Consider the following 26,020-nt stretch of genomic DNA (forward strand, 5'->3'; position numbering starts at 1 on the left):
TGATGAGTTTTTATCGACCGGAGGTTTTCCATGGAAGTAAATGCCTTGACGTGGATCATCACCATTGTGGTGGTCGTCGGGTTCTTTGTTTTTGATTTCTATAGCCACGTCAAAACACCCCACGAGCCGAGTATCAAGGAGTCGGCACTGTGGAGCTTGTTCTACGTGGCACTCGCCTGCCTTTTCGGTGGTTTCCTCTGGCTGACTTGGGGGGAGCCCGGCAACCCGCACCAGCACGGCCTGGAGTTCTTCGCCGGTTACATCACCGAGAAGGCCTTGAGCATGGATAACCTCTTTATCTTCGCGCTTATCCTGAGCTCCTTTAAGATCCCCCGCAAGTACCAGCAGAAGGTCCTGCTCATCGGCATTGCGCTGGCACTGATCCTGCGCGGTATCTTCATCGCCCTGGGTGCGGCGATCATCGAGGCGTGGTCTGACGTCTTCTACCTGTTCGGCCTGTTCCTGCTGTGGACCGCGGCGAAGCTGCTGTGGGACGAGGTCTCTGGCGAGGAAGAGAAGGACCCGCAGGACATGATGGTCATCAAGATGACCCGGAAGTTTATCCATGTCTCGGATCACTACGAGTCGGACCGTCTGTGGTTTAAGGAAAACGGCAAGAGGGTTTTGACGCCACTTTTCATCGCCCTGGTGGCCATCGGCTTCGTGGACGTGTTGTTCGCCCTCGACTCCATCCCTGCCATCTACGGCATTACCAGCGAGCCGTACATCGTGTTTACGACCAACGCCTTGGCTCTGATGGGGCTGCGACAGCTGTACTTCCTCTTGAACGGCCTGCTGGAACGTTTGGTGTACCTGGGTTATGGACTCTTTATTATCCTGGCTTTCATCGGCACGAAGCTGATTCTCCACGCTCTGCACGAGAACAATCTTCCGTTTATCAACGGAGGCGAGGGGGTTGCTGTTCCCGAGGTTTCCGTGGAACTGTCGCTTATCGTTATCGTCAGCGTGCTGGTCGTAACCACGGTGTTGAGCATGACGGTGGGCAAGAAGAAGCAGGCCGAAAACGAAAAGAGCTCCACGGTAGGATAGGTACTTGTGAACACTTCAGCACCGCGATCTTCGTTCGGCACCTTCGTCCACAGCGTGAGCTTGCCGAATGTACTCACGTGCATTCGCATTGCTCTGATCCCGGTGTTCCTCTGGCTGATTCTGACCTCCGGGGACTGGGAAGTGCCGGGGGCCGAACCAGATTTGGCTCACCGCTGGTGGGCGTTGCTTGCCTTTAGCCTGCTGATGTTCACCGACCAGCTGGACGGTTACCTGGCTCGGCGCTACGAGGTCATCACCGACTTCGGCAAGCTGGCCGACCCGATCGCGGATAAGGCACTGATGATCTCCGCTTTCGTCAGTCTGAACATTTTGGGCGAGCTGCCGTGGTGGGTCACCGCGATCGTCGTGGTACGCGAGCTGGGCATTACCGTTTGGCGCATGGTGTTGGCGCGCAAGGGCAATGTCGTTCCGGCCTCCAAGGGCGGAAAACTGAAGACGGTTCTGCAGACCCTGGCGGTGTTCCTCTACATCCTGCCGTTCGGCGGGGTCGTGCAGACCATCGCTGTGATCGTGATGGGTGTGGCCGTGGTGCAGACCGTTGTCACCGGCGTGCAGTACATCCTTGACTCGCGCAAGGAAAACGCTTAAATGACGGTGAACCCTGCCGCCGAACACCTGGTCCGGGAGTTCACCCGGCGAGGGCTGACAATCGCGACGGCGGAATCCCTGACCGCAGGTCTGTGCGCGGCCACGATTGCAGAGGTGCCTGGGGCTTCGGCGGTCCTACGCGGTGGCGTCATTGTCTATGCAACAGAGCTCAAGCACGACCTGGCGGGAGTGAGCGAGGAAACCCTGCGCGCGCATGGACCGGTGGCGGCGGAGACCGCGGCGGAGTTGGCAAAGGGGGCGGCGCGACGTTGCGGAGCAGACGTAGGCGTGGCGCTGACGGGCGTGGCCGGCCCCGACCCACAAGATGGGCACCCGGCGGGAGAGGTCTTCATTGCCGTCTACGACAGTGCGCGGGGAGCGCGAGTGGAAAACCTGTACGCAGAGTATGTGCGGCTGGTTAACGAAGGCGAGTTCGCAGGGCTGGATGCGGCGCAGCTGCGGGCAGAAATTCGCCAGTTCAGCGTAAACCGCGCGCTGGAAATAGCTAGCGCGTAAACTGGCGGGAACAAATGCGCCGCCCGAGACGTTGGGATGATTGATGAGTCACAATACTATGGTCATGGATACGGTTGCGGTGGAGCGTCCGTCCGAGCGGATGCCCGCGGACGAACCGCTGCTGCGGGAGGCACTGGGTGCGACCCTGAAGGAATACCGCACCAACAACGGGTTCACGTTGCGCCAGTTGGCCTCGCTGGCGAATGTCAGCCCGGGCTATCTTTCGGAGCTGGAGCGCGGCCGCAAGGAAGTTTCCTCTGAGCTGCTGGCCAGCGTGTGCCATGCAATGGCCGTTTCGGTGGCTTCGGTAATCCTGGAAGCTGCGTCGATGATGGCTCTGGATGCGGCGGCTGCCGAGCTGGCTGCGAACATGGCGGCGGGGGCCGTCGAGCGAGCCTAAGTGCAGGGGTGTGCGACGGATTCTTGGTAGTATTATCCGCGCAAAAGAAATATTTTTAGCCCGTTTTTAACCTCTCAATGAAGGAGCAATAGCTCATGGCCAATCCGTTCGTGAAGGCGTGGAAGTACCTGATGGCGCTCTTCGATAACAAGATCGAAGAGAACGCCGATCCGAAGATTCAGATCGAACAGGCCATCGCAGAAGCGCAGAAGCAGCACCAGGCACTATCCCAGCAGGCAGCGGCGGTTATCGGCAACCAGCGTCAGCTGGAGATGAAGCTGAACCGTCAGCTCGAAGAGGTAGAGAAGCTGCAGGCCAACACCAAGCAGGCGCTGAACCTTGCCGACAAGGCCCGCGCTCAGGGCGACCAGCAGAAGGCCATGGAGTACGAAAACGCTGCCGAAGCCTTCGCCGCACAGCTGGTGACGGCGGAGCAGTCGGTGGAGGACATGAAGAGCCTGCACGACCAGGCCCTGCAGCAGGCCGCGCAGGCCAAGCAGGCCGTGGAGCGCAACTCCATGCAGCTGCAGCAGAAGGCCGCGGAGCGCACCAAGCTGCTGAGCCAGCTGGAGCAGGCGAAGATGCAGGAGAAGGTCGCCGATTCCCTGCAGTCCATGAACGCCGTTACCTCGAATGGTTCCCCGAACCTGGATCAGGTGCGCGAGAAGATCGAGCGCCGCTACGCCAACGCCCTGGGGCAGGCCGAACTGGCGCAGAACTCCGTACAGGGCCGCATGGCGGAGGTGCAGCAGGCTGGCATCCAGATGGCCGGACACTCCCGCCTGGAGCAGATCCGTGCAGAAATGCAGGGCGGCGCGAACAACCAGCTGGGTGGGACGCAGCAGCAGGAGGCCATCGAGCAGGCCCAGCCGCAGGCGGGCAACGTTAGCCAGGACGCAGTGGCCGAACGCATGCGCCAGCTGCGAGGCGAAAGCTAGTTTTCAGCTAGTTGCCGACCCCGCGGGACTTCAGCGCCTCCCCGAGGCGGCGGGCCCGCAATAGGCTGCGAACAATCACCGGCACGCCGAAGGCAAGCACGGAGCGCGACGCGCCCCGTGCTTTTCTTGCGTCCAATACCTCGTTGACCGTCAGTGCCGTCAGCGGGATCAGGCGGATGGTCAGCGCCACCAGCAGGCTGATAGTTTCCACCGGCAGGCCGATCTTGCCCAGGGGGCGCAGCCCGGCCTCGACTGCATCCATGAGCTGCCCGATGGTGGTCGTTAGGGTCAGCAGGGTTGCCATGGCCACCGCGCAGAGGATCACCACAAAGTAGGTCAGCGCTGTGGGGAAGTCCCGTTGCCACCACAGCAGCGCGGCGAAGGCCAGCAGCAGTACGGTGGGCGCCAGCAGCTGGCGCAGTGCCAAGGCGACGGGGATTCGAGCCACCGCGTAGCACGCGATGGTGAAAGCGGCCACCAACCCTGCCTGCCATGGCACAGTTGCCCAGATGGCGCTGCCGACCAGGAACAAGAAGAGCAAGAAAATTTTTATCCCCGGCCGGGCGCGGTGCAAGATGGAATGGCCCGGGTGGTACACCGACAGCGGAACGTTGATGTGCAGGGACTTTGCCATAGCTTACCTACCCGCCGAAGCTCGCCACGTAGTCGGCAATCACGCGGTCGGGCGGGCCGTCGCCGCGTACCTCGCCATCGGAGATCCACAGAACGCGGTCCATGCCTTCTACAAGCTCCAGGTCATGAGTCACCACGATCAGCTGCTGCGGTAGCTCCGCCAGCCTGCGGGCGATCATTTTTCGGTTGCCGAGGTCCAGCAGGGTGGTGGGCTCATCTGCGATCACCAGCTCTGGCTCCACGACCAGCACCGAGGCCAGAGCCAGCAGTTGTTTTTCGCCACCGGAAAGAAAATGGGGGGAGGCGTCCGCGAGGTGCTCCAGCCCCATGGCGCGCAGCATGGCGGTTGCCCTTTCTTCTCTTTCGCGGCCGCTTTTGGTGGTTGCGTGCAAGGAGAACGCGACGTCCTCGGCGACCGTGGGCATGATGATCTGGTTGTCGGCGTCACTAAAGACGAACCCCACCTTGCGCCGCACCTCGCGTCCGCGTTTGGCTACATTGAGCCCAGCGACGCGCACCTGCCCACTGGTGGGTTCGGCGAGTCCGTTGATGAGACGCACCAGGGTGGACTTGCCGGAGCCGTTAGCGCCGATGATGCCGATTCGGCGTTCGTTGAGGGAAAGGTTGATGTCTCGGAGGACGGTCCGCTGGCCTGTTGAGGTATCGAAGGTGACGCCCACGTTTTCGAACTCGATTTGGGGCATGTTCTAGGCCTTGCGCTTCGTTGGCAGCAGGTCTGGCACTGCCTTGGTGACGGTCAGCGCGATGGCGACGGCGATTGTGACCTTGATGAGGTCTCCGGGGATGAATGGGGTGTTGGCCGCCAGGGCGGTGCTGAAGTCGTAGCCGAGGCGCACCATCAGGCCGATCGAACCACAGAGGTATTGGATGATCACGCCAACGATGCCCGCGAGGAAGAACACGGCGGTACGTGCCCTCGCGTTGCGTGGAGCGTACTGGGCGATCAGGCCGATGACGAAGGCGGCGATGATGTAGCCGACGATGTAACCGACGGTGGGACCCGCGACGGCTGCGGCTGCGGGTTTCCAGCCGGCCATGTTGGGGACGCCGACGAAGCCCACGGCGATGAAGAGGGTAGTGGCCAGGCCGCCGCGCCAGAAGCCGAGGATGAGGGAGGCCAGGACGATGCCCATGTTTTGCAGGACGATAGGCACGCCGGCCACGCCGACAGGCAACTGCACGCCGCCGAGGACGATAATGAGTGCTGCGAAGACAGCGATGTACGCGAGATCTACCGCCTTAAATTTTGTAGTTTCTGAGGATGACATAAGTATGATGATAACCCAGATGAGCCAGAACTTGAACACCGTTCAAGGCGAGGCTCTTGGGTGGGGGTGTACATTTGTAGACCATGCGCAGAACAGAGTTTGATCGGCTGACTTTGGGCGAGTTCGGCGATAGCTTTCGGGCTTTTATTGCGGATACTCACGTGCTGAGTTCGCTAGGGGATACGCCTGCTGCTCTAATCGAACAGGGGTATGATCCGCGCGATGTGTGGTTGGCGCTGTGTGATGATTTCGACGTGCCCGAAGAGCGTCGCCTGGGTGAGGATATCTAGCCTTTTCTTTATTGACGCCCACAGTCTGGACTGGTGGGATGGTCAGTTAAACAATCGAACAAAGGTTCGTGTAGGGTGTGTGTCGGAAACGATGGTTGTCCGCGCGGTCGAGTACAACTATCAATGAACCTTTTCGGAGTACTCCCGGTCTAAGGAGATCGGGGGTGCGAAGAAGATGACGATATTGAATACACCGGAATTGAACACACCGGACGTCACAGCAGATGTAAGGAGCAGCAACTCTATGCCACCGAAGAAGAAGCAGACCGCCGCGGCGGGGAAGGATCGGTCGAAGGCGCTGGAGCTTGCGATGGCGCAGATCGAGAAGGATTTCGGCAAGGGTGCGATCATGCGCCTGGGCGACGACACTCGCCCGCCGATCCAGGCGATTTCTTCTGGCAACATCGCAATTAACGCGGCACTGGGCATCGGCGGTTTCCCGCGCGGTCGTGTGGTGGAGATCTACGGGCCGGAGTCCTCCGGTAAGACCACCGTGGCGCTGCACGCAATCGCGGAGGCGCAGCGTGCCGGTGGCATCGCGGCTTTCGTGGATGCGGAGCACGCGCTGGACCCGGAGTACGCCCGCGCGCTGGGTGTGGATACCGACGCGCTGCTGGTCTCCCAGCCGGACACGGGCGAGCAGGCGCTGGAGATCGCGGACATGCTGATCCGCTCGGGCGCCATCGACATCATCGTGGTGGACTCCGTGGCGGCGCTGACGCCCAAGGCGGAGATCGACGGCGAAATGGGCGACTCGCACGTTGGCCTGCAGGCCCGTCTGATGAGCCAGGCGTTGCGCAAGATGACCGGCGCGCTGTACCAGACGGGTACGACCGCGATCTTCATTAACCAGCTGCGTGAGAAGATCGGCGTGATGTTCGGTTCTCCGGAGACCACCACCGGTGGTAAGGCGCTGAAGTTCTACGCTTCCGTGCGCTGCGACATTCGCCGTATCCAGGCGCTGAAGGATGGCCAGGATGTGGTGGGTAACCGAACCCGCCTGAAGATCGTGAAGAACAAGGTCTCGCCGCCGTTCAAGATCGCGGAGTTCGACATCCTCTACGGCGAGGGCATTTCGCGGGAGGGCTCCATCATTGACCTGGGTGTGGAGACCGGCCTGATTAAGAAATCCGGTTCCTGGTTCACCTACGACGGCGACCAGCTGGGCCAGGGTAAGGAGAAGGCCCGCGAGTTCCTCAAGAACAACCCGGACCTGTCCGCGGAGCTGGAGGACCGTATCGCCCGCGAACTGAAGATCGGCCCCTACGCCAAGATGAAGGACGAGCCGGCTGGGGAAGCCGCTGAGGATCAGGCGGACGAGGACAAGCCCATAGAGCTGAGCCCGAACTTCGACGATGACGATGCCAACTGACGATGCCGATTAGGCAAAGCGAGCGCGACCAAAAGGTAGAAGCGCTGCGGCAGGCGATCGCCAACTACTCGCCCGGCGAGGGCGAGCTGTTCCTGGATGCGGCGGAGGAGGAAAGACTCGCGCCGATCAAGGCCAAGGCGGTGCGCTTGATCAATCACCGAGCACGCTCCACGGAGGAGCTGCGCCAAAGGCTGCTCGATGCGGAGTTCGAGCCCGAGGGCGTGGAGGAGGTCATCGACCGCTGCACGGCAAACGGGATGCTGGACGACGCCGAGTTCGCCAAAGAGTGGGTGCGACAGCGGGAGAAGAATCAAAAGAAGTCCGTCGCCGTGCTGCGCCGGGAACTACAACGCAAGGGCATCGCCGCAGTACTGATCGAGGACGCGCTGGCACAAGTGGACGAGGAATCCCAGGAGCAGATCCTGGAGGAGCTCGTAGCCAAGAAGGCAGCCAGCGTAAAAACCCGCCCCGCCGACCGCAAGGAATACGACAAAGCACTGCGCCGAGTAGTGGGCGTGGCCGCCCGCCGCGGATTTCCGCAAGGCGTAGCCCTGGCATATGCTCGCCGCGCGCTGGACGCGCGAATAGAGGAGTTGTAGCGGGCGTCACTAGCTAAGACCTCACTTTTCTAAACGCGGTGGGCAAAGGGGTAGGGTAATCCACGTGACACAGACGATTCAGACGCAAACGAGCGAGAACTCTGGCGCCGCTCGCACCTACGAAGTGCGCACCTTCGGCTGCCAGATGAACGTCCACGATTCCGAGCGACTGTCCGGCCTGCTGGAAGATTCCGGGTACGTGCCCGCAAACGAGGGCGCCACGCCGGACGTCGTGGTGTTTAACACCTGCGCCGTCCGCGAGAACGCGGACAAGCGCCTCTACGGAACCCTGGGCCAGATGAAGGCCATCAAGGACGAGCACCCCGGCATGCAGATCGCCGTGGGCGGATGCATGGCGCAGAAGGACAAGCAGACCGTGGTGGACAAAGCCCCCTGGGTCGACGTGGTCTTCGGCACCCACAACCTAGGCTCGCTGCCCACCCTGCTGGAGCGCTCGGCGCACAACCACAAGGCAGAGGTGGAGATCTTCGACGCGCTCGAGGAGTTTCCCTCCGTGCTCCCCGCCAAGCGTGAATCCGCCTACGCCGGCTGGGTTTCCGTATCCGTCGGCTGCAACAACACCTGCACCTTCTGCATCGTGCCCTCGCTACGCGGCAAGGAGCAGGACCGCCGCCCTGGCGAGATCCTGGCCGAGGTCAAAGCGCTGGTGGAGCAGGGCGTGAGCGAAGTGACGCTGCTCGGGCAGAATGTGAACGCCTACGGCGTGAACTTCGCCGACGAAACCCTCGAGCGCGACCGCACCGCATTCTCCAAGCTGCTGCGCGCCTGCGGGGAAATCGAAGGCCTAGAACGCCTCCGCTTCACCAGCCCCCACCCGGCCGAGTTCACCGATGACGTGATCGACGCGATGGCCGAAACCCCCGCCGTGTGCCCGCAGCTGCACATGCCGCTGCAGTCCGGGTCGGACAAGGTGCTGAAGGACATGAAGCGCTCCTACCGCTCCAAGAAGTTCCTGGCGATCCTCGACAAGGTGCGCGAGCGCATCCCGCACGCGGCGATCACCACCGACATCATCGTCGGTTTCCCCGGTGAAACTGAGGAGGACTTCCAGGCGACCATGGACGTAGTGGAGAAGGCCCGCTTCGCCAGTGCCTTCACGTTCCAATATTCTCCGCGACCCGGCACTCCGGCCGCGGAGATGGAAAACCAGGTGCCGAAGGCCGTCGTGCAGGACCGCTACGAGCGCCTCCTCGCACTGCAGGAGCGCATCAGCGAAGAGGAAAACCGCAAGCTCATCGGCACCACGCAGGAACTGCTGGTGCAGGCCGACGGGCGTAAGAACGACCGCACCCACCGCCGTTCGGGCCGCTCCCGAGACGGTCGCCTCGTGCACTTCACGCCCGAAGGCGACATCCGGGCAGGCGACGTCGTGGAGGTTGTTATTACTGACGCCGCGCCGCACTTCCTCATCGCCGATGGCGGAGTCGCGAGCCACACGCGCACCCGGGCGGGGGACATGACAGAGTTGGGAGAGACTCCGACTACGGCGCCTGTGGGCGTCGGACTAGGAATGCCGAGCATAAAGAAGCCCGAGCCGACGTCGGCGGGCGGATGCAGCACGGGAGGATGCGGCTGTGAGTAGTGAGAGCAAGAGCGCCAATAGCAGCGCCAAGAGCTCCGAACAGGAAGTCGGAGACGACGCGCTGGCGCAGTACCGAGGCGACCTCAGCGGTGCCGAGCGCAAGATAGCCGGGCGCGTGGTGCTGGGCCGCTACGTGCCGCTGATTGTATTCGGCTTCCTGGTACCCCTCGTGATGATTTTCTTAACGCATGCGGGCGACGTGCGTGGCTACGACGTGCTGTTTAACACCCAGGTGGCGCAGGACGGCGCGACGGCTAAGCCGGAGATGATTTTCTCTTGGCTGCGCCTCGTGGCGATCCTTTTGACCATCGGAACACTGGTCTCGAAGTCATGGATTGTGGCCTGGGTTAACTGGGTCTTTGCAGGTGTGGCCTGGTGGTACAACGTGTTTGCGATCTGGGTGCGCCAGACCCAGCCGCCGACGGAGTCGGGTGACGGTCCGGCCATCCCGCTGCTGATCAGCCTGGTGGGGCTAACGGTGCTCTTCTATGCCCTGTCCGCGGTGGTGTTTCAGAAGAATCCGCTGCAGCGGGCGCTGGCTGCGGCGCGGCGCGAAGAAGCACACCGCGACGAAGAATCCCGCCTGGCGCAGCAGCGCCTGCGCACCGGCATTGAGGATCGCGAGGATGCGGTGATCGTGGATGACCGCCGCGCCCGCGCGAAGGCCCGCCGTGAGCGCAAGGCCGAGATCGAAAAGAAGGAGAGCGAGCCCCAGCAGGAGAGCGAGGAGGACTAGCCCTCCACGGCGGCAGCGGCGGCGTCCGCCCACTCCTGCCACTGCGCGGCCTGGCCGCGTAGCTTCTCCGCCTTCGCGGACTTACCGGCTTTCTCCGCGGCCTCGGCCTCGCGGTTGAACTGGTCCACCTTTGCCTGGAACTGGGCCACGCGCGCCTGAGCCTCCGGGTCGGTGCGGCGCCACTCGGCATCCGCAGCCTCCTCCACGCGGGCCTCAATGGCCTTGATCTTGTCCTCGAATTCACGCACGCGGCCGCGCGGTACGAAGCCGATCTGTTCCCACTTTTCCTGCAGCTCGTGCAGAACCTTGCGGGCCTTGTCCACTCCGTGCGCCTGCGGATCTACCTTCGGGGAGTACTCGTCGATGAGAGCCTGCTTGGCCTCCGCGTTGGATTCGAACTCCTTGTCGCGCTCGGCGGAATCCGCCTTGCGGGCGGCGAAGAACACGTCTTGTGCCTTGCGGAATCGCTCCCACAGTTGGTCGTCCACGTTGCGCGGGGCGCGGCCTGCGGCCTTCCACTGGCTCATCAGGTCGCGGTACTTGGCGCTGGTTGGCCCCCAGTCGGTGGAATCCTGCAGCGCCTCGGCCTGTTCGATCAGATCTTCCTTCTTTAGCCGCGCCCGCTCGCGGTTGCGGTCCAGCTCGTCGAAGTGCGCCTGACGCTTGCGGTTGAACTCGGAGCGAGCCTTAGAGAAACGCTTCCACAGCTCGTCGTCGGTGGAGCGCTCCACGCCCTTGATGCTGCGCCACTGCTCTACGATCGCGCGGATGCGCTCGCCGGAGCGCTTCCAGTTCACGGTGGACGGGTCGGCTGCGGCGATGTCCTCGACCTCTCCCAGCAGCTCTTCCTTCTGCGCCAATGCGGAATCGCGGCGCTCCTGCTTCGCCTCCGCGACCTGCTTCTCGGCGGTCTGGGTGCGCTGGGAAATTTTGTCTAGGCGGGCATCCAGCGCGGCAATGTCGCCGATGACGGCTGCGGTGGGAAGGGAATCCTGCAGAATCTTCGCGTCGTGGCGAATAGTCTGGGCTTGTTCCGGGTGGCTTTGCAGACGCGCCTCGAGCATCTGCACCTCGGTGCTGAGGTCGTCGTAGCGGGCGCCGAAGTGCTTCAGCCCTTCTTCGGGAGTACCGGCCTTGAACTCGCCGATCTGGCGCTCGCCGTCGGCGGTCTTCAGCCATGCCACGCCGTCCGCATCCACGCGGCCGAACTTCGCGGGGTCGTTCTTGGGGATGCTGACACCCCCGGTCTGCACTCCCTTCAGCCCAGGCTTGGCGCCTGGCTTGGGCCCCGGCTTTGGGCCGGGCTTCGGGACCGGACGAGGATTCGTGGGATCAGTCATTGCGGGTACTCCTACCTAAAACCAAAACATGCCAATCGCCTTATACGCCTTGTAGCCTCTTAGCCTCTCAGCTTCGTATAGGGCAATGAAGTAATTATTACACCAGCCGCACCGCTAGACTGGGTTTCTATGAGTTCTTCCACTGAGATCCGCCCGATCGCAGTCGTTGGCCCTACCGCCTCTGGCAAGACGGCGATCTCCCTGGAACTGGCCAAGCGGCTGGACGGGGAGGTGGTGAACATCGATTCCATGCAGCTGTACCGCGGCATGGATATCGGAACGGCCAAGGTTCCGCCGTCAGAGCGACAGGGGATCCCGCACCACCAGCTGGATATTTGGCCGGTGACCAAGCCCGCAAGCGTCGCGGAGTATCGCGCGGGGGCGATCGAGACGGTGGAGAAAATTTTTTCCAGGGGCAAGACGCCCATAATCGTCGGCGGCTCCATGATGTACATCCAGGCGCTGGTGGACGAGTGGGACTTTCCGCCCACGGATCCGATGGTGCGCGAGAAGTGGCAGCGTGAGCTCGACGTCCGTGGGGTGGCCGCCATGCACCAGCACCTGGCGACGATCGACCCCGAGGCCGCGCGCATTATCGAGGACAACGACCCGCGCCGCACCGTCCGCGCCCTCGAAGTCATCGAGCTAACCGGCAAGCCTTTCGCGGCCTCACAGCCGCCGAAGAATTCCACGCCCCGCTGGAACATGCGCCTGTTGGGGCTGAACGCGCCCGCCGAGTGGCTGAACCCCCGTATCGAGTTGCGCGTGCGCCAGATGTTCGACCAAGGCCTGGTGGAGGAAGTACGTGCCCTGGTTGCCGATGGGTTGGTCCGCGAGTCCACCGCCGGTCAGGCCATCGGATACGCGCAGGTGCTGGACTATTTCGCGGGCGAGCTCACTTTTGAGGAAGCCGTGGACCGCACGATAACCGGCACCCGTCGCTATGCTCGACGGCAGCGTTCCTGGTTCCGCAGGGATAAGCGCATTATTTGGATTGACGCCAACTCGTCCGACCCGGTCCGCGCGGCCACGGAAGCGCTAGGGATTGGCGGCCAGCAGTAAGCAAGGCCATTATTAAGCAAGGGAAGTGTTCCGCATGATCGAATTCATCAAGGCTCATGGCACGGAGAATGACTTCGTTATCCTGATGGACGAGGCGACCCAGGTGAACCTCACCGAGGATCGCGTGCGACACCTTGCAGACCGGCGGGCCGGGATCGGCGGCGACGGCGTGATTCGCATCGCCACCGGTGATGCACTGTTGAACGCGGGCGTTCTGGCCGAGCTTCCCGCGGGCGTGCACGGTCAGGAATGGTTCATGGACTACCGCAACGCCGACGGCTCCCTGGCCGAGATGTGCGGCAACGGAGTGCGTGTCTTCGCCCATGTGCTCTACCGACAAGGGAAGGTCAGCGCTGGCGAACAATTCGGCATTGGAACCCGGGCGGGCCGCAAGCTGGTGGAGGTCCACGACATCAGTGGAGAAAATCAAGAGCACGCGATCGTGAGCGTGGAGATGGGCGCCCCGGAAGTGCTGGGTGTTTCTACCGCACAGGTGGGCGACATGAAGGTCGCGGGGCTAGGCGTGGATATGGGCAACCCGCACCTAGCCGCGGTGGTGCCCAACCTCACGGCGCTGGAGCTGCAGAAGCTGCCGATCGACCAGCAGGTGCAGTTCGATCCTGAGTTCTTCCCGGCAGGGGTGAACCTGGAGGTTCTCACGCCTCTGGACGATGCGGACGCGGTGCACATGCGCGTCCACGAGCGCGGTGTGGGGGAAACTCGCTCTTGCGGCACCGGTACCGTCGCCGCCGCTGTTTCTGCCCTTGCTGACGCCGAACTGGCCACAGGCACCGTCACCGTGCACGTTCCAGGGGGAGCCGTGCAGGTGGCGATCTCCGAGGACGGTTCGATCCTCCGCGGGCCCTCGGCGATCGTGGTCTGGGGAAAGACTGTGCTTTAACGGCTTTCTAGTGGCCACCGCAGCCGCAGCTGCCGGAGCCGCAGGCGCCGCCGCAGCCAGCGGAGTCCACGGTGCTGGCTGTGAATTGCACGGTACCGGCCACGATCAGCGGGGCATCTGACTGTGCGAGCTCCTCGTCGACCGCGTCCTCGGGAAGAACCACCGTGAACTCGAAGGGGGAGGTCACTGTCGCGGTCCAGAACTTCTGTCCCGTCAGAGAGTTGATCTTGAGGGACCAACCGGAGGCCTCCACCGCGATCTCCGCCGTGGCATGCGGGGCAGTGGCCGGGGAGTTGATATCTTGCAAACCGCTCGAATTGACCTCGCCGATCTTCAAGCCGCCGTCCTTGGCGAACTCAGTGGAGCCCCCATACACGCGTACGGAGTTGGCCAGAGCCCCAATGTGGAACTGGTGGTACTCCAACGAGGGGGCGTCCACAAGCAAGGGGCCTTGAGCGATGGTGGCGGTGAGGGAAGCGATCGTCGGTGCCTGCTGGCCGGAGATCTGCAGCATGGGGCTGTCGTCCACGACGTCCAGCACGCCGATGATGTCGTTCAGCATCGACAGATGCGCCGTGGCGGGCACTCCGCCGGTGTAGCTGGCGAAGGAGCCGAAGGGCTCGACGGCGAGCACGACCATGCGGGCGCCCGAGGGGTCGTCGAACTGCAGAACCTGGCCGCCGCGAACCTCACCCGACACTCCCAAGCTGCCGGAGCCATATGCGGCCTCGAGGGCCTGCTGCCACTTGGGGAAATCCATACCAATGCTGCGGAGTTCAGGAATCATGCCCACCACTCTAGTCCGCCGCACCAAATTTCCTATTTACCGCCCCTGACAGGTAAAAATAGAGCGTAATGACGGAAAAGACGGATAAAACCGAACACACTACACACCTTTATGATTCGCACGCGGCGCCCACGGTCGGCGAGCTCGATCTGGAGGAGCGCTCGAGCCTCCGACGGCTATCCCGCGGAGTAAATACCTACACAGACGAACAGTCCGACGGCTACGACGTTGAGTACCGCAAGCTGAGGCTGGAGAAGGTCGTGCTGGTCGGCGTGTGGACCACCGGGACGATCGCGCAGGTGGAGGCGAGCCTGGAGGAACTGCGAGCCCTGGCCGAAACCGCAGGCTCCGAGGTGGCCGAGATGCTCTACCAGCGGCGCGACAAGCCGGATTCCGGCACCTATATCGGCCGCGGCAAGGTCGAGGAGCTGAAGTCCGTGGTGCAAGAAACCGGTGCAGATACCGTGGTCTGCGACGGTGAGCTGAGCCCGGGCCAGATGATCGCGCTTGAGAAGGCACTGGACGTCAAGGTGATCGACCGGACCATGCTAATTCTGGATATCTTCGCCCAGCATGCGAAGTCCAAGGAAGGCAAGGCGCAAGTCTCGCTGGCGCAGATGGAGTACCTCATCACACGCGTGCGCGGCTGGGGTGGCGCGCTGTCCCGGCAGGCCGGCGGTCGTGCGGGATCCAACGGCGGCGTGGGCCTGCGCGGTCCGGGTGAGACGAAGATCGAGGCGGATCGCCGCCGCCTGCGTTCCGACATGGCGAAGCTACGCAAGGAGATTGCGGCGATGAAGACCTCCCGCGAGGTCAAGCGAGAGCGGCGTGACGCCTCGGCCATCCCTCAGATCGCGATTGCGGGATACACGAACGCGGGCAAGTCCTCCCTGATTAACGCACTGACGGGTGCGGGTGTGTTGGTTGAGGATGCCCTGTTCGCCACCCTGGATCCGACGACGCGCCGCGCGAGCCTGGCGGACGGTCGCACAGTGGTGTTCAGCGACACGGTGGGCTTCGTCCGCCACCTGCCCACGCAGCTGGTGGAGGCGTTCCGTTCCACTCTGGAGGAAGTCCTGGCCGCCGACGTGGTGCTGCACGTTGTGGATGGCTCCGACCCGTTCCCGCTGGAGCAGATCAAGGCAGTGAACACCGTGATCGGTGGGATCGTGGAGGAATCCGGGCAGGAGGCGCCGCCGGAGATCTTGGTCATCAACAAGATCGACGCAGCCGACCCGCTGGTGCTGGCGGAGCTGCGGCACCGCATTCCGGATGCCGTGTATGTGTCCGCGAAGACAGGGGAGGGCATTCCGGAATTGGAGGCCCAGCTGGAGTTGTTCCTCAACTCGCTGGATTCTCACGTGACCCTGCACGTTCCATTTGACCGTGGCGATGTGGTGGCCAAGGTCCACGAGCTGGGAACGGTGATTGCGGAGGATTACGACGCGGCCGGAACCAAGCTGGACGTCCGGCTGCCGAAGGTGGTCGCCGCCGAGCTGGAGGAATTTGTCGTCACTGAGTAGCTAGTCGGCGGAGCTAGTCGGGCGGAGCTAGTCGGCAAAGGTGACGTCGATGCCTAAGTTTCTTAGTTCGTTGACGTACGGCTCGGGGGCGCCGCGGTCGGTGACGATGGCGGCGATGTCATCGATGCTGGCGAAACTGACGAGGTAATCGAGGCCGAACTTGGTGGAATCGCACAGGGCGACTACCGAATCGGAGTTGGCGACCATGGCGCGCTTGATTGCCCCCTCTTGAGCATCTGGGATGGATAGGCCGTGGTCGATGGTGAGCGCGTTGGTGCCGATAAAGGACACGTCCGCATGTAGTACACCGAGGGCGCGGGTGGCTAGGTCGCCGACGACGGCCTGGGAGGCCGCCCGGACGTGCCCGCCGATCAGCTGCACATCGCAGCGCGAGGATTCCGCCAGGGTAGTGGCGATGAACAGCGAGTTCGTGACGATGTTCAGCTTCGGCGCCATGAGCTTCGGGTCGTTCGTTGCGTTGGCTTCCGCGATTGCTTCGGCGAATACGCCCGTGGTGGTGCCTGCGTCGATGAACACGGTTCCAGAGGGTGGCAGCAGCTGCACCGCTGCCCGGGCGATTGCGCGCTTGGCCCCGAGGGCGGCCTTCGACCTGGTGGCGAGCGTGGTGAAGTCCGTACGGAAGTTCTGTACGGGTACGGCGCCGCCGTGGACGCGGAAGAGCTCGCCGCCGTCGTCGAGGACCGCTAGGTCGCGGCGAATTGTTTCTGCGGTGACGCCGAACTTCTCCGCCAATTCATTCACAGTTACCCTGCCGTGAATGGCGGTGAGGGAGAGTATCTGACGGCGCCGTTCTGCTGATTCCATAAGCGTCATTTTAGTTGCTTGCGGGTGGGAAACGGCGGCGTCAGAACCAATGGGGGGAACCTAGATCTTGCGCAGGACCGCGGCGACCTTGCCCAGGATCGTCGCTTCCTCGGCGGGAATGGGTTCGAACAGCGGATTGTGGGGGATCAGCCACAGGCCGTCGGAATCCTTTTGGAACTCCTTGACCGTTGCCTCCCCGTCGATCATTGCCGCCACGAAGTCGCCGAACTCGGCGACAGACTGCGAGCGGACGACAACCCAGTCACCGTTGAAAATGCCCGCGTCGTGCATCGATTCGCCCACGACCTGAAGCAGGAATAGCTCGCCATTCCCCACGAGCTCCTGGGGGAGGGGGAAGTGGGCTTCGACGTTCTGCTCCGCGAGGATAGGGGCGCCGGCAGCGATCTGGCCGACGACCGGAACGTAAGTTGCCTCCGGCATGATCTCGCCGTCGGCGGCCGGCTCCGGAGCCGGGGCGTTGGCCTTGGGCTTGCTGGTGTTGTTCTTCGTGCCCTCGTTGCCCAGCTGGCCACCGTCGAATGCCCGCACGTCGACGGCGCGGGGGCGCTTGCCATCACGGCGAAGGTAGCCGCGCTTCTCGAGTTGGGTGAGGTGGTAGGAGACCGAAGATGTGGAGTGCAGCCCCACTGCGTCCGCAATCTCGCGGATGCTCGGTGGATAGCCACGGATGACCGTCGAATCCTTAATGACCTCCAGAATGCGGCGCTGGCGGGTGCTCAAGGCAGGCTTCTGGCCATCCTTCTGGGCCTGCTTCTCCGCACGCTTGTCGGCTTCCGACTTCGGCGGGCGGCCAAGCCGCGGGCGCGGTGTGGGGCTATCGGTGGAATCGTCGGTGCTCACGGGATCTACCTCGCTCGGTATTCGGTGTGGATTCGGTACTCGGCAGTAGCTGTTCGCTTCAGCTGTCTCAATCGACTTTACCCGATAAAAGGAGAATTTCTAGTGTGTGTGTTCGAAAAAGTTTAGATTCCGCTAGACACGTTCGAACGGGCGTGCTAAATTTCTGAGTGTAACCGAAATTAGAACACGTGATCTAGTGTTCTATTAATTATCCACAACATGTCTGGCGCAGATGGTTCACTGTGAATCGCAGCGAAGCAAGTCTTGTGCACCGCCTCGAAGGTGGCGCCGATGCGCTGCTGATATGCCGCCAATACACCAAGGAGTAAGTAGATGACCACCTCGATCGTACGCCCTGCAACGTCTCGCCAGTCTGCGACCTTCCGTTCTTCTGCCACGCGCGCCCGGGTGACGCGCCACGATCGGGTAGCCCCGCTGCGCCAGCCGCGGGTGCTTAAGCCGGATTGGGATCAGGTGAGTGAGGGGCGCAAATCGAACACCTACGGCTACTCTACGGCGCCGGTAGCCCGTTCGATATCCAGGGAGAGGGCTGCGCGGATTTCGGGCGCTAACGAAAGGGTGTTCGAAGTACAGCCGAACCGTATCGAGGCGATTCGGGCGCGTGTGGATCGCGTGGTTCACTCTCCGGGTGCGACCATGGTGTCCTTGGGGGCAATGTCCGCACTAGTTGGCCTCGCGCCCATGCTGATCCCTTAAGGAGGACCCATCTAGGTGGCGACCAAGTCTGTAGCTTCTGTAGCTTTTGTAGTTTCTGTAGCTTCTGTCCCGTTGAGGTGAAGGACTAAGCTGGGTGGCGTGTTGTGCCCCTCTTGCAGTTCTGAATCCTCCCGCGTAGTCGACTCGCGCTCTATCGAAATGGGCGTATCCATTCGCCGCCGCCGTGAGTGCAGCGAGTGTCAGACGCGTTTCACGACCATCGAAAGATCCGTCCTGTTGGTGGTCAAGCGAAACGGGGTGACCGAGGAGTTCAGCAGGGAAAAGGTCATCAAGGGCGTTCGGCGGGCATGCCAAGGGCGCGACGTCTCTGATGACGCTTTGAAGCGCCTTGCACACGAGGTGGAGCAGGCAGTGCGCGTGGCACATGGGTCACAAGTCCCCGCTAACCAGATCGGCTTGGCGATCCTCGACCCGTTGCGCACCCTAGACGAGGTTGCATATCTGCGCTTTGCCTCGGTGTATAAGTCCTTCAACTGCGCCGAAGACTTCGAGCAGGAGATCGAATCCCTGCGGGCGCACCGCCACGCCCTAGCTGAGCCTCAACTGGAACCCACCGACGAAGAAAACTAGCGGCGAGGATAACCTAGCGAATCTTCTCCAGCTTCTTCCGGATTCGCTGCAGGGAAACCGAATGAGCCGTGCCGAGGTTCTGGGCGAAGAGGCTGACCCGGAGCTCCTCGATCATCCAGCGCACCTCCTTAATCTGCGGCGAGGCAGCCCGCGCAGTAGGTAGGCGCTTCTTGGTCTTTTCTAATAACTCGAAGGCCTCCTGGACCTGATCGTCCAGATCCTCCTCCTTGTCCGGATCCGTCTTCATCAGCTCCAGGCGTGCACGCATCGCCTCCACATAACGCGGAACATGGCGCATGTGCTCAATGCCATTACGAGCGATAGCGTGCTTGCCCAAGAAGAAGTCGAGTTGTGCGCGCATATCGTCGATAGCCTCGCCCGACCAGCCCTTAAGCTCCGCTGACATATCGGCTACCGCCAGCACCGCAGGAGCCAGGGCAACGACATACTGCCGCACCCGGCCCGGCCCCTGGGATCGTGCGGTCCCAACTACCTCCTCGCACTTCTCCGGATCGCGGATCACCGGCCCCAGCTTCATCAGCATGTCGCGGCATGCCAGCGCCACAACGTCGTTCACAAGGCCGTCCACGCCCCCGGGAGTATTCTCCATGGCCACCCGCTGGCGCAGCGGCAGCCCCTTGATCATCTGCTTCGGCGACACAGTGCAGGCCGCAACCATCATGTTCAGCACCGTCGTAAATTGCTGGCCGTCCGCCGCCTGCTTGGTGGGGAAGGCCTTCAAGGTCACCCGGTCCTTGGCTGCTCCCTCTGCGCCGCGCTTAGAGATGACGATCGCAGGGTAGGTGTTGAGGGTCTGGCCATCCACCACCGTTTCCACCGTCTCCGGCAGCACGCCGATGCCATCCACGGTCCACTCATCTGCAGTGGCCAGCACGCCGGTGGACGTTCCGGCCTGCTTCTTCGACCCCTTCCGGCGCGACGGCGTATGCTGCGCCGCATCGCTCGGGGCAGCGGTCTTGGAACGCGCGGCGGCCTGCGCAATCGCGGACGTGACCTGCCCGGCCAGCTTGTTCTGCAAGTACTGCAGGTCGCGGGACTTCTCGATCACGTTTCCTCGGCGGTCGATGGCGGCAAACTGCATGCGTAAGTGCCCGGGAACCCGAGACCAGTCGAAGTCCTGTGCGGAGATCCCCTGGCCGCCGAGCTCGCGCAGCGCCTCGGCCAGCGCAAACCCAAACTCCCCGTCAAAGGGAACCATCCGACGCAGAGCAGCAGCGGCGAAGTTGCTGGCGGGCACCACACTCGTGCGCAAAGGCTTGGGCAGGGAACGGATAAGGGCGATCGCCAGCTCCTCCCGCATACCGGCCACCAACCAGCGCGTCTCCGGCTCGGAGACGTTCGCCAGCAGTGGGATCGGCACGCGCATCGTCATGCCGTCGTCCGGGTCGCCTGGCAAGAAGACGTAGCTAAGTTCGAATTCCAGGCTGCCCTGCCTCCACACGTCGGGGAACTCGTCGGCAGCCTTCGCGGCCTCCTCCGAGTCGATCAGTGCGTCGAGTGTGAAATCCAGCTGATGCGGGTCTTTATGGCGAGCCTTCTTCCACCAGGAATCAAAGTGCCGGGAGGAAACGATTTTCTCTGGCAAGCGGGCGTCATAAAAATCAAAGAGCGTTTGATCGTCGACAACGATATCGCGGCGGCGAGCCTTATCCTCCAACTCGGTAGCCTCGGAGAGAAGCTTTTGGTTGTGGGCGAAGAAGTGGTGGCGGGTTCTCCAATCGCCCTCCACGAGCGCGTGCCGGATGAACAATTCGCGTGCCAAGGCCCGATCCACCTTCGATGCATTGACCATCCGGTCGGCGACGATCGGCAACCCCAGAAGCAGCACCTTTTCGTGCACCATTGCCGCCCCACGGGAAGACGACCACACCGGCTCCGAATAGTTGTATTTCACCATGTGCGGGGCGATCGCTTCGATCCAGCTCGGGTCGATGGGCCCTACCGTGCGGGCGAAGACCTGCGAGGTTTCCACCAGCTCAGCGGCCATAAGCCACTGTGGGGGCTTCTTGGACACGTGCGAGGAAGGATGCACCACAAAGTGCGAGCCACGGGTGCCGGTGAACTGCTTGGAGTTGCCTTCGCGCATCCCCACGTGGGTTAAAAGGCCAGTAAGAATGGACTTGTGAACCAGATCCTCGTCGATCGTCTCCGGCTCGAAAACGAGCTCCCTCACGTGGCGGATATTCGGTATCTTCCAGCTAAGGTCCTGCACGACGGAAAGCATTTGGCGCACCAGATCCATCCATTCGCGGACGCGCACATAGTGGATAAACTCCCGCTGGCACAGCTTGCGGAACTTGTTCGCGGACAGCTCCTGGCGCTGTTCCTGCAGGTAGTTCCAGAGCTTCAGTAGGCTCACAAAGTCTGAGTTCGCCTTGAAACGAGCGTGCATTTCGTCAGCCTGTTGCTGCTTTTCCAGCGGACGTTCGCGCACGTCCTGGATGGACAGGGCGGACACGATGACCGCGATGGGTTCGATGATGTTGTTTGCATGCCCGGCCGCCAGCATGCGCGCGAGCCGCGGATCGGTGGGGATGCGCGCCATGTCGCGGCCGATGGGGGTAAGCGCTGCGTCCTTTGTTGACGCCAACGCGCCGAGCTCCTGCAGTAGAGCTACACCGTCACGGATCGACTTGCTGTCGGGTGCCTGCAGGAACGGGAAGCGTTCAATATCGCCTAGGCCAAGGGCGGCCATGGACAGGATCACGCTGGACAGGTGGGTGCGCAGGATCTCCGGGTCGGTGAACTCGGGGCGCGCCTCGAAGTCCTCTTCGGAGTACAGGCGGATGGCGATGCCGTCGGCGATGCGGCCCGAGCGGCCGGAGCGCTGCTTGGCGCTGGCCTGGCTGATGGGCTCCACCGGCAGGCGTTGGACTTTGGTGCGGTTGGAGTAGCGGGAGATGCGGGCATAGCCAGTGTCCACGACGTAGTGGATGCCAGGAACCGTCAGCGAGGTTTCCGCGATGTTGGTGGCCAGCACGATGCGGCGGCGTGGCCCGGTGCGGAACACACGGTGCTGCTCGGCGTTCGAAAGGCGGCCGAACAGCGGTAACACGTCTACCTTGCGTGCGCCGCCGGCGCCGGCGAACTCACCTTCCAGTGCCTCGGCGGCATCGCGGATCTCGCGTTCGCCGGAGAAGAAGCACAGGATGTCGCCCTCGCCGGCGCGCATCAGTTCCTTACACGCAGCGACGAGTCCGTCCAGGGGGTCGGTCTCCACCTCGATGACCTCGCCGGTTTTCGGGTTCTCCCGTTCCGTCACGAGCGGGCGATAGCGAATCTCCACCGGGTAGGTACGCCCCGAGACCTCGATGATGGGGGCGGGGGAACCGGAAGCGTCCGCAAAGTGCTCCGCGAAGCTCTCGGGGTCGATCGTCGCGGAGGTGATGATGACCTTCAAGTCCGGCCGCTTCGGCAGCAGCTGCTTCAGGTAGCCCAGGAGGAAGTCGATGTTGAGGCTGCGCTCGTGGGCCTCGTCGACGATGATCGTGTCGTAGTCCCGCAAGAGGCGGTCGCGCTGGATCTCGTTGAGCAGCACACCGTCGGTCATGAGCTTTACGGCGGTGTGCTTGGAGATCGTATCGTCAAAGCGGATCTTGTAGCCGACCAGGGAAGTATCGTCGCTGATCTGTTGGTCAAGTTCCTCCGCGATGCGCTCGGCCACGCTGCGGGCCGCGATGCGGCGCGGCTGGGTGTGACCAATGACCTTGGTGCGTCCGCGGCCGAGTTCCAGGCACATCTTGGGAATCTGGGTGGTCTTACCCGAGCCGGTTTCACCGGCGATGATGACCACCTGGTTGTCCTCGATGGCCTTTTTGATGTCTTCTCGCCGCTCGGAGACCGGCAGGTCGGGGTAGGTAATCGGCGGAATGGTGCGGATGAATTGCGGGCGGCGGCGCTTGTTTGAGCGTCGCCGGGAGCGCCTGCGCCCCTGCGACTTGCCCTGGGTGCGGCCTTCGTTGGTGGGGGAGGCCGACCCGTGCGCTTCCGTCATGTGTGAATCACCCGTCTCGCTTGCCAGAATTTCCCCGTGTTTACGGGGCTGAACAGGCCGATTCTAGCAATGAGCCTCCAGAGGAGGAACCTGCACCCCTGAACAGTTTTTACCCCCAAACAAGATTAGAGGACCATAAATGTTTGCTTAATATACACAAACTATCCCGCAACCCCATGGATTCGGTCTAGTCTTTCGCTAGTCAAAACAATCTAACTTTTTAAGTAGTTTTGAGAAACGAGAGACCCCATGTGTGAACACGGCCAGAACACCACCCCGAACAATCTGCAGAACCCGCTGAAGTCCCAGCTCAGCCGTCGCAACTTCTTCCGTGGAATGGCTGCGGTATCCGGCACCGTACTCTGGGCCTCCGCCGGTGCGCCCGGAGCAAGCGCGCAGGAAGCTAGTGGCGGCAGTGGAGGAGGCTTCCACGTCGGCCGCGGTCTGGCGGACATGACCGGCGAGCCCTGGGGCGCCGGCATGTTCGGCTACGCCGTGGACGAGCAGAAGACCGTCGGTATTCAGCGCCGCCAGTACGCCCGCGCGTTTATTTTTGTTGACGCCAACCGCGACAACTCCCGTTTCGTCCACGTCACCTGCGACGTTGGGCTGATGTTCCAGTCCATCCACCTGGAGGTGCTCCGCCGCCTCAAGGAGAAGTTCGGGGACCTGTACGACCAGACCAACGTCGTGCTTACGGCCACCCACACTCACGTGGCTCCAGGCGGCACGTCCCAGCATTTGATGGTCGACATCACCCACGGTGGCTTCCGCCCGAAGACCTTCGAGGCTACGGTGGCGGGAATTGTTACCGCCATTGAACGCGCGCACGCGGACATCCAGCCTTCAGACGTCACGGTTGCTGAGACGACGGTCGCTGATGCGGGCGTCAATAGGTCAAAGACCTCGTGGGACCGCAACCCCGAAGAGGACAAGAAGGCGCTACCCAACGGGGTGGACACCCGCAGTGTGACCCTCCATGTTTCGCGCGGTGGCAAGCAGGTCGGCTTGATCAACTGGTACTCGCTGCACCCGACGAGCTTCGGCGCGGAGTACAAGCACATCGCAGGCGACAACAAGGGGTACGCCGCCTGGGCGACCGAGGAAGCTCACGGAGTGGTGCACCGCCACCCCGAAGATGCGCCGTTTGTCGCTGCTTTCGCCAACATGACGCCCGGTGACATCACGCCGAATATGGGATTGACGCCCAACTCCGGGCCGGGAGCAGACGAGCGCGAATCTGCGCAGATCCTCGGTGAGCGGATGATGGCGGCGACCAATGACCTAGGCAAGGACTGGTCAGCAGGTGGTATCGACGGGCGCATGCGATGGGTGAACTGCCCGCAGCTGGTAGCCAGCCCGCGCTTTACCCCGGACAAGAAGGAGCACAAGCTGGGGCCGGCGATTCTGGGGGCGGCTTTTGCTGCGTCCTCGCAGGAAGACGGCGGCGGTGTGCCCATCCTGGGCTTCAATGAGGGCGAGCGCGGTGGTAATCCGTGGGTGCGCGACCTCAACAACTTCCTTTCGCCCCAGGAGATCAAGGATATCCACGGCCCGAAGGAGGGCCTGCTGCCGATGGGCTACATCGACGGCATGATCCAGCAGGTTCACCCGTTCACGATCCACCGCCTGGGCTCGTTTGTGCTGGTGAGCCTCGGCTTCGAGCCAACGGTCACCAGCGGCTTGCGCATGAAGCGCACCGTGGCAGCGGCGCTGGGCGTGCCTGAGAACACCATCGTGGTACAGGGGTACACCAACGCCTACGGCCACTACATCACCACGCCCGAAGAGTACGAGGCGCAGAACTACGAGGGCGGTGCGACGATTTTCGGCCAGTATCAGCTGCCCGCGTTCCAGGACGTGCTCGACGAGATGGCCCGCGCCCTCAAGGAGGGCAAGCCCGTGGAGGTCGGGCAGCCCGCGGGTGATCTGACGGGGCTGATCCCGAATGTGCCGGGCAGCGACAACTGGATGGATGCGCCGCCGCCGGGCAAGAAGTTCGGCGAGGTGCTGGAAGCGCCCAGGGAGGTGAAGGCCGGCTCGCAGGCGCGGGTGGTATTTGTAGGCGCGAACCCGAACAACGACATGCGCCACGGCGAGGGCTACGTGACGATCGAGGACGCCAGCGGGAAGGTGGTCGCGGACGACTCTAGCGAGAACACTCTAATCACCTTCGAGAATTCTTTCGGGCAGACACGCACCACCGTCGAGTGGGGCACACGCGATGTGCAGCCCGGCAAGTACACCGTGCGTCTCAAGGGCGATTGGAAGGCCTTCCTGGGCAAGCTTTCGCCCTTCGAGGGGACCGCTGAACTACAGGTGAGCTAGATATAGGGCAAAGGTACTTATTTTTCCGGTTGTAATTATACTTTTCTAATAATTGCTGTAGAGTTGAGGACGTGGTTCAAAGAGAGTATCGACCAACAGTTGCCCAACTACGTACCTTCGTGACCATCGCCGAACACGGTCACTTCGGCACCGCCGCCTCGCACCTGGGGATCTCCCAGCCGTCGCTGTCTCAAGCGCTGGCAGCGCTGGAGGCGGGGCTTGGCGTGCAGCTGATCGAACGATCCACTCGCAAGGTCATCGTCACCCCGGTGGGGCGGGGACTGCTGCCATTCGCGCAGGCGACGCTGGAGAGCTTGGAGACCTTCGTCACCCACGCCCGCGGCGCCCACGGCGGCCTGGTCGGCTCGCTGGCCATCGGCATGATCCCCACCGTCGCGCCGTACATCCTGCCCGACGTGCTGCACACGGTTAACGACGTTGCCCCGAAGCTGGAGCCGCGCATCGTGGAGGAAAAGTCCCCGCTGCTGGTCGACGCACTACGCCAGGGCAAGATCGACGTTGCCATTCTCGGCATGCCGGGCGAAGGCGGCGGACTGAACACCGTTGACCTGTACACCGAAGAGTTCGTGCTGGTTCTGCCTGAGGGCCACCCTCTGGCCGGTCGTAAGGACCTGGCGGTCGACGAGTTGAAGAACATCGAGCTGTTGCTGCTGGACGACGGGCACTGCCTGCGCGACCAGATCCTGGAGCTGTGTCGCACCGTGGACATGGCCAACGACCCGCGCCATTCCGTGACCCGCGCCGCAAGCCTGTCCACGGTAATCCAGCTGGTAGCTGCCGGTTTGGGTGCGATCCTGGTGCCGCTGTCCGCGGTGGCCGTGGAGTGCCAGCGCCCGGGAATTTCCCTGGCGACGTTCGCCGGCGGTGCCGTGCGCGCCGGCCGTACGATCGGCATGGCCTACCGCTCCAGCTCCACGCGCATCGACGACTATGCGGCGCTGGGGGAGATCGTGGCGCAGTCCTTCAACCACGTGGCGAAGGATAGCCGCCGCGTGCTGGAGACCTACCTCTAAG

General features: G+C 62.7%; 25 protein-coding genes. 17 read left to right on the forward strand and 8 right to left on the reverse strand.

Going from position 1 to position 26,020, the window contains the following annotated elements:
* The first annotated feature begins 30 nt into the window (after positions 1 to 30).
* From MHX52_RS00070 to MHX52_RS00090, 5 genes are all read left to right on the forward strand, one after another.
* Complete coding sequence (locus MHX52_RS00070) at positions 31 to 1,050, forward strand: TerC/Alx family metal homeostasis membrane protein (protein WP_239315919.1); 1,020 nt, start codon at positions 31 to 33, stop codon at positions 1,048 to 1,050.
* A 6-nt stretch (positions 1,051 to 1,056) separates the two neighbouring features.
* On the forward strand, positions 1,057 to 1,659 hold the full coding sequence (gene pgsA / locus MHX52_RS00075; protein WP_034987717.1) for a CDP-diacylglycerol--glycerol-3-phosphate 3-phosphatidyltransferase: 603 nt from the start codon (positions 1,057 to 1,059) through the stop codon (positions 1,657 to 1,659).
* The gene (locus MHX52_RS00080; RefSeq protein ID WP_239315921.1) at positions 1,660 to 2,175 is read left to right on the forward strand and encodes a CinA family protein; all 516 of its coding nucleotides are present in this window, start codon (positions 1,660 to 1,662) and stop codon (positions 2,173 to 2,175) included.
* 43 nt (positions 2,176 to 2,218) lie between these two features.
* Positions 2,219 to 2,575, forward strand: coding sequence for a helix-turn-helix domain-containing protein (locus tag MHX52_RS00085; protein ID WP_370642184.1), 357 nt, complete (start codon positions 2,219 to 2,221; stop codon positions 2,573 to 2,575).
* A gap of 95 nt (positions 2,576 to 2,670) precedes the next feature.
* The gene (locus MHX52_RS00090; protein ID WP_239315922.1) at positions 2,671 to 3,513 is read left to right on the forward strand and encodes a PspA/IM30 family protein; all 843 of its coding nucleotides are present in this window, start codon (positions 2,671 to 2,673) and stop codon (positions 3,511 to 3,513) included.
* A gap of 7 nt (positions 3,514 to 3,520) precedes the next feature.
* On the opposite strand, the gene MHX52_RS00095 is transcribed toward MHX52_RS00090, so the two are convergent.
* Genes MHX52_RS00095 through MHX52_RS00105 form a run of 3 tightly spaced genes read right to left on the reverse strand, consistent with a single transcriptional unit; the run spans position 3,521 to position 5,435 of the window.
* Complete coding sequence (locus tag MHX52_RS00095) at positions 3,521 to 4,147, reverse strand: energy-coupling factor transporter transmembrane protein EcfT (RefSeq protein ID WP_239315924.1); 627 nt, start codon at positions 4,145 to 4,147, stop codon at positions 3,521 to 3,523.
* A 7-nt stretch (positions 4,148 to 4,154) separates the two neighbouring features.
* Positions 4,155 to 4,850 (reverse strand): energy-coupling factor ABC transporter ATP-binding protein, encoded by a 696-nt coding sequence (locus MHX52_RS00100; RefSeq protein WP_239315926.1) that lies wholly within the window; start codon positions 4,848 to 4,850, stop codon positions 4,155 to 4,157.
* Between the two features lie 3 nt (positions 4,851 to 4,853).
* Positions 4,854 to 5,435, reverse strand: a complete 582-nt coding sequence (locus MHX52_RS00105; RefSeq protein ID WP_206540416.1) for a biotin transporter BioY — start codon at positions 5,433 to 5,435, stop codon at positions 4,854 to 4,856.
* Between the two features lie 83 nt (positions 5,436 to 5,518).
* On the opposite strand from MHX52_RS00105, the gene MHX52_RS00110 reads away from it, so the two are divergent.
* The 5 genes from MHX52_RS00110 (at position 5,519) to MHX52_RS00130 (ending at position 10,035) form a co-directional block, all read left to right on the forward strand.
* On the forward strand, positions 5,519 to 5,725 hold the full coding sequence (locus MHX52_RS00110; RefSeq protein ID WP_035003702.1) for a DUF3046 domain-containing protein: 207 nt from the start codon (positions 5,519 to 5,521) through the stop codon (positions 5,723 to 5,725).
* Between the two features lie 244 nt (positions 5,726 to 5,969).
* On the forward strand, positions 5,970 to 7,097 hold the full coding sequence (gene recA / locus MHX52_RS00115; RefSeq protein WP_070487618.1) for a recombinase RecA: 1,128 nt from the start codon (positions 5,970 to 5,972) through the stop codon (positions 7,095 to 7,097).
* 2 nt (positions 7,098 to 7,099) lie between these two features.
* Positions 7,100 to 7,696 (forward strand): recombination regulator RecX, encoded by a 597-nt coding sequence (gene recX, locus MHX52_RS00120; RefSeq protein WP_239315928.1) that lies wholly within the window; start codon positions 7,100 to 7,102, stop codon positions 7,694 to 7,696.
* A 64-nt stretch (positions 7,697 to 7,760) separates the two neighbouring features.
* Positions 7,761 to 9,299, forward strand: coding sequence for a tRNA (N6-isopentenyl adenosine(37)-C2)-methylthiotransferase MiaB (miaB, locus tag MHX52_RS00125; RefSeq protein ID WP_239315930.1), 1,539 nt, complete (start codon positions 7,761 to 7,763; stop codon positions 9,297 to 9,299).
* Positions 9,292 to 10,035, forward strand: coding sequence for a hypothetical protein (locus MHX52_RS00130; RefSeq protein WP_239315932.1), 744 nt, complete (start codon positions 9,292 to 9,294; stop codon positions 10,033 to 10,035). Before miaB ends, MHX52_RS00130 begins: the two co-directional genes overlap by 8 nt.
* On the opposite strand, the gene MHX52_RS00135 is transcribed toward MHX52_RS00130, so the two are convergent.
* Positions 10,032 to 11,375, reverse strand: coding sequence for a DUF349 domain-containing protein (locus tag MHX52_RS00135; RefSeq protein ID WP_239315934.1), 1,344 nt, complete (start codon positions 11,373 to 11,375; stop codon positions 10,032 to 10,034). The genes MHX52_RS00130 and MHX52_RS00135 overlap by 4 nt on opposite strands.
* Before the next feature lie 129 nt (positions 11,376 to 11,504).
* On the opposite strand from MHX52_RS00135, the gene miaA reads away from it, so the two are divergent.
* Positions 11,505 to 12,437 (forward strand): tRNA (adenosine(37)-N6)-dimethylallyltransferase MiaA, encoded by a 933-nt coding sequence (gene miaA / locus MHX52_RS00140; protein WP_035003715.1) that lies wholly within the window; start codon positions 11,505 to 11,507, stop codon positions 12,435 to 12,437.
* Positions 12,438 to 12,471: 34 nt separating this feature from the next.
* Positions 12,472 to 13,338 carry a diaminopimelate epimerase gene (dapF, locus tag MHX52_RS00145; RefSeq protein WP_239315936.1) on the forward strand — a complete coding sequence of 289 codons (867 nt, stop codon included), beginning with the start codon at positions 12,472 to 12,474 and terminating at the stop codon, positions 13,336 to 13,338.
* Positions 13,339 to 13,345: 7 nt separating this feature from the next.
* Here dapF and MHX52_RS00150 read toward each other — a convergent pair whose 3' ends face one another.
* Positions 13,346 to 14,125: a hypothetical protein gene (locus MHX52_RS00150; protein ID WP_049050514.1), complete on the reverse strand. Its 780-nt coding sequence runs from the start codon at positions 14,123 to 14,125 to the stop codon at positions 13,346 to 13,348.
* 68 nt (positions 14,126 to 14,193) lie between these two features.
* Between MHX52_RS00150 and hflX the strand changes: the two genes are divergently transcribed.
* The gene (gene hflX, locus MHX52_RS00155; RefSeq protein WP_035003718.1) at positions 14,194 to 15,648 is read left to right on the forward strand and encodes a GTPase HflX; all 1,455 of its coding nucleotides are present in this window, start codon (positions 14,194 to 14,196) and stop codon (positions 15,646 to 15,648) included.
* 27 nt (positions 15,649 to 15,675) lie between these two features.
* On the opposite strand, the gene MHX52_RS00160 is transcribed toward hflX, so the two are convergent.
* Complete coding sequence (locus MHX52_RS00160; RefSeq protein WP_239315937.1) at positions 15,676 to 16,473, reverse strand: DeoR/GlpR family DNA-binding transcription regulator; 798 nt, start codon at positions 16,471 to 16,473, stop codon at positions 15,676 to 15,678.
* Positions 16,474 to 16,533: 60 nt separating this feature from the next.
* Positions 16,534 to 17,334 (reverse strand): transcriptional repressor LexA, encoded by an 801-nt coding sequence (lexA, locus tag MHX52_RS00165; protein WP_049050489.1) that lies wholly within the window; start codon positions 17,332 to 17,334, stop codon positions 16,534 to 16,536.
* Positions 17,335 to 17,667: 333 nt separating this feature from the next.
* On the opposite strand from lexA, the gene MHX52_RS00170 reads away from it, so the two are divergent.
* On the forward strand, positions 17,668 to 18,051 hold the full coding sequence (locus MHX52_RS00170; RefSeq protein ID WP_035003728.1) for a hypothetical protein: 384 nt from the start codon (positions 17,668 to 17,670) through the stop codon (positions 18,049 to 18,051).
* A 99-nt stretch (positions 18,052 to 18,150) separates the two neighbouring features.
* Positions 18,151 to 18,642 carry a transcriptional regulator NrdR gene (gene nrdR, locus MHX52_RS00175; protein WP_035003731.1) on the forward strand — a complete coding sequence of 164 codons (492 nt, stop codon included), beginning with the start codon at positions 18,151 to 18,153 and terminating at the stop codon, positions 18,640 to 18,642.
* A 13-nt stretch (positions 18,643 to 18,655) separates the two neighbouring features.
* On the opposite strand, the gene hrpA is transcribed toward nrdR, so the two are convergent.
* Positions 18,656 to 22,657 (reverse strand): ATP-dependent RNA helicase HrpA, encoded by a 4,002-nt coding sequence (hrpA, locus tag MHX52_RS00180; RefSeq protein ID WP_239315938.1) that lies wholly within the window; start codon positions 22,655 to 22,657, stop codon positions 18,656 to 18,658.
* Between the two features lie 249 nt (positions 22,658 to 22,906).
* On the opposite strand from hrpA, the gene MHX52_RS00185 reads away from it, so the two are divergent.
* Together MHX52_RS00185 and MHX52_RS00190 are read left to right on the forward strand one after the other, a co-directional pair.
* Positions 22,907 to 24,985 (forward strand): neutral/alkaline non-lysosomal ceramidase N-terminal domain-containing protein, encoded by a 2,079-nt coding sequence (locus MHX52_RS00185; protein ID WP_239315939.1) that lies wholly within the window; start codon positions 22,907 to 22,909, stop codon positions 24,983 to 24,985.
* 71 nt (positions 24,986 to 25,056) lie between these two features.
* Complete coding sequence (locus MHX52_RS00190; RefSeq protein ID WP_239315940.1) at positions 25,057 to 26,019, forward strand: hydrogen peroxide-inducible genes activator; 963 nt, start codon at positions 25,057 to 25,059, stop codon at positions 26,017 to 26,019.
* Position 26,020: the final 1 nt, after the last annotated feature.

It is taken from the genome of Corynebacterium sp. ACRQJ (assembly GCF_022346045.1).
In the GTDB taxonomy this organism is placed as follows: Bacteria; Actinomycetota; Actinomycetes; order Mycobacteriales; family Mycobacteriaceae; genus Corynebacterium; species Corynebacterium evansiae.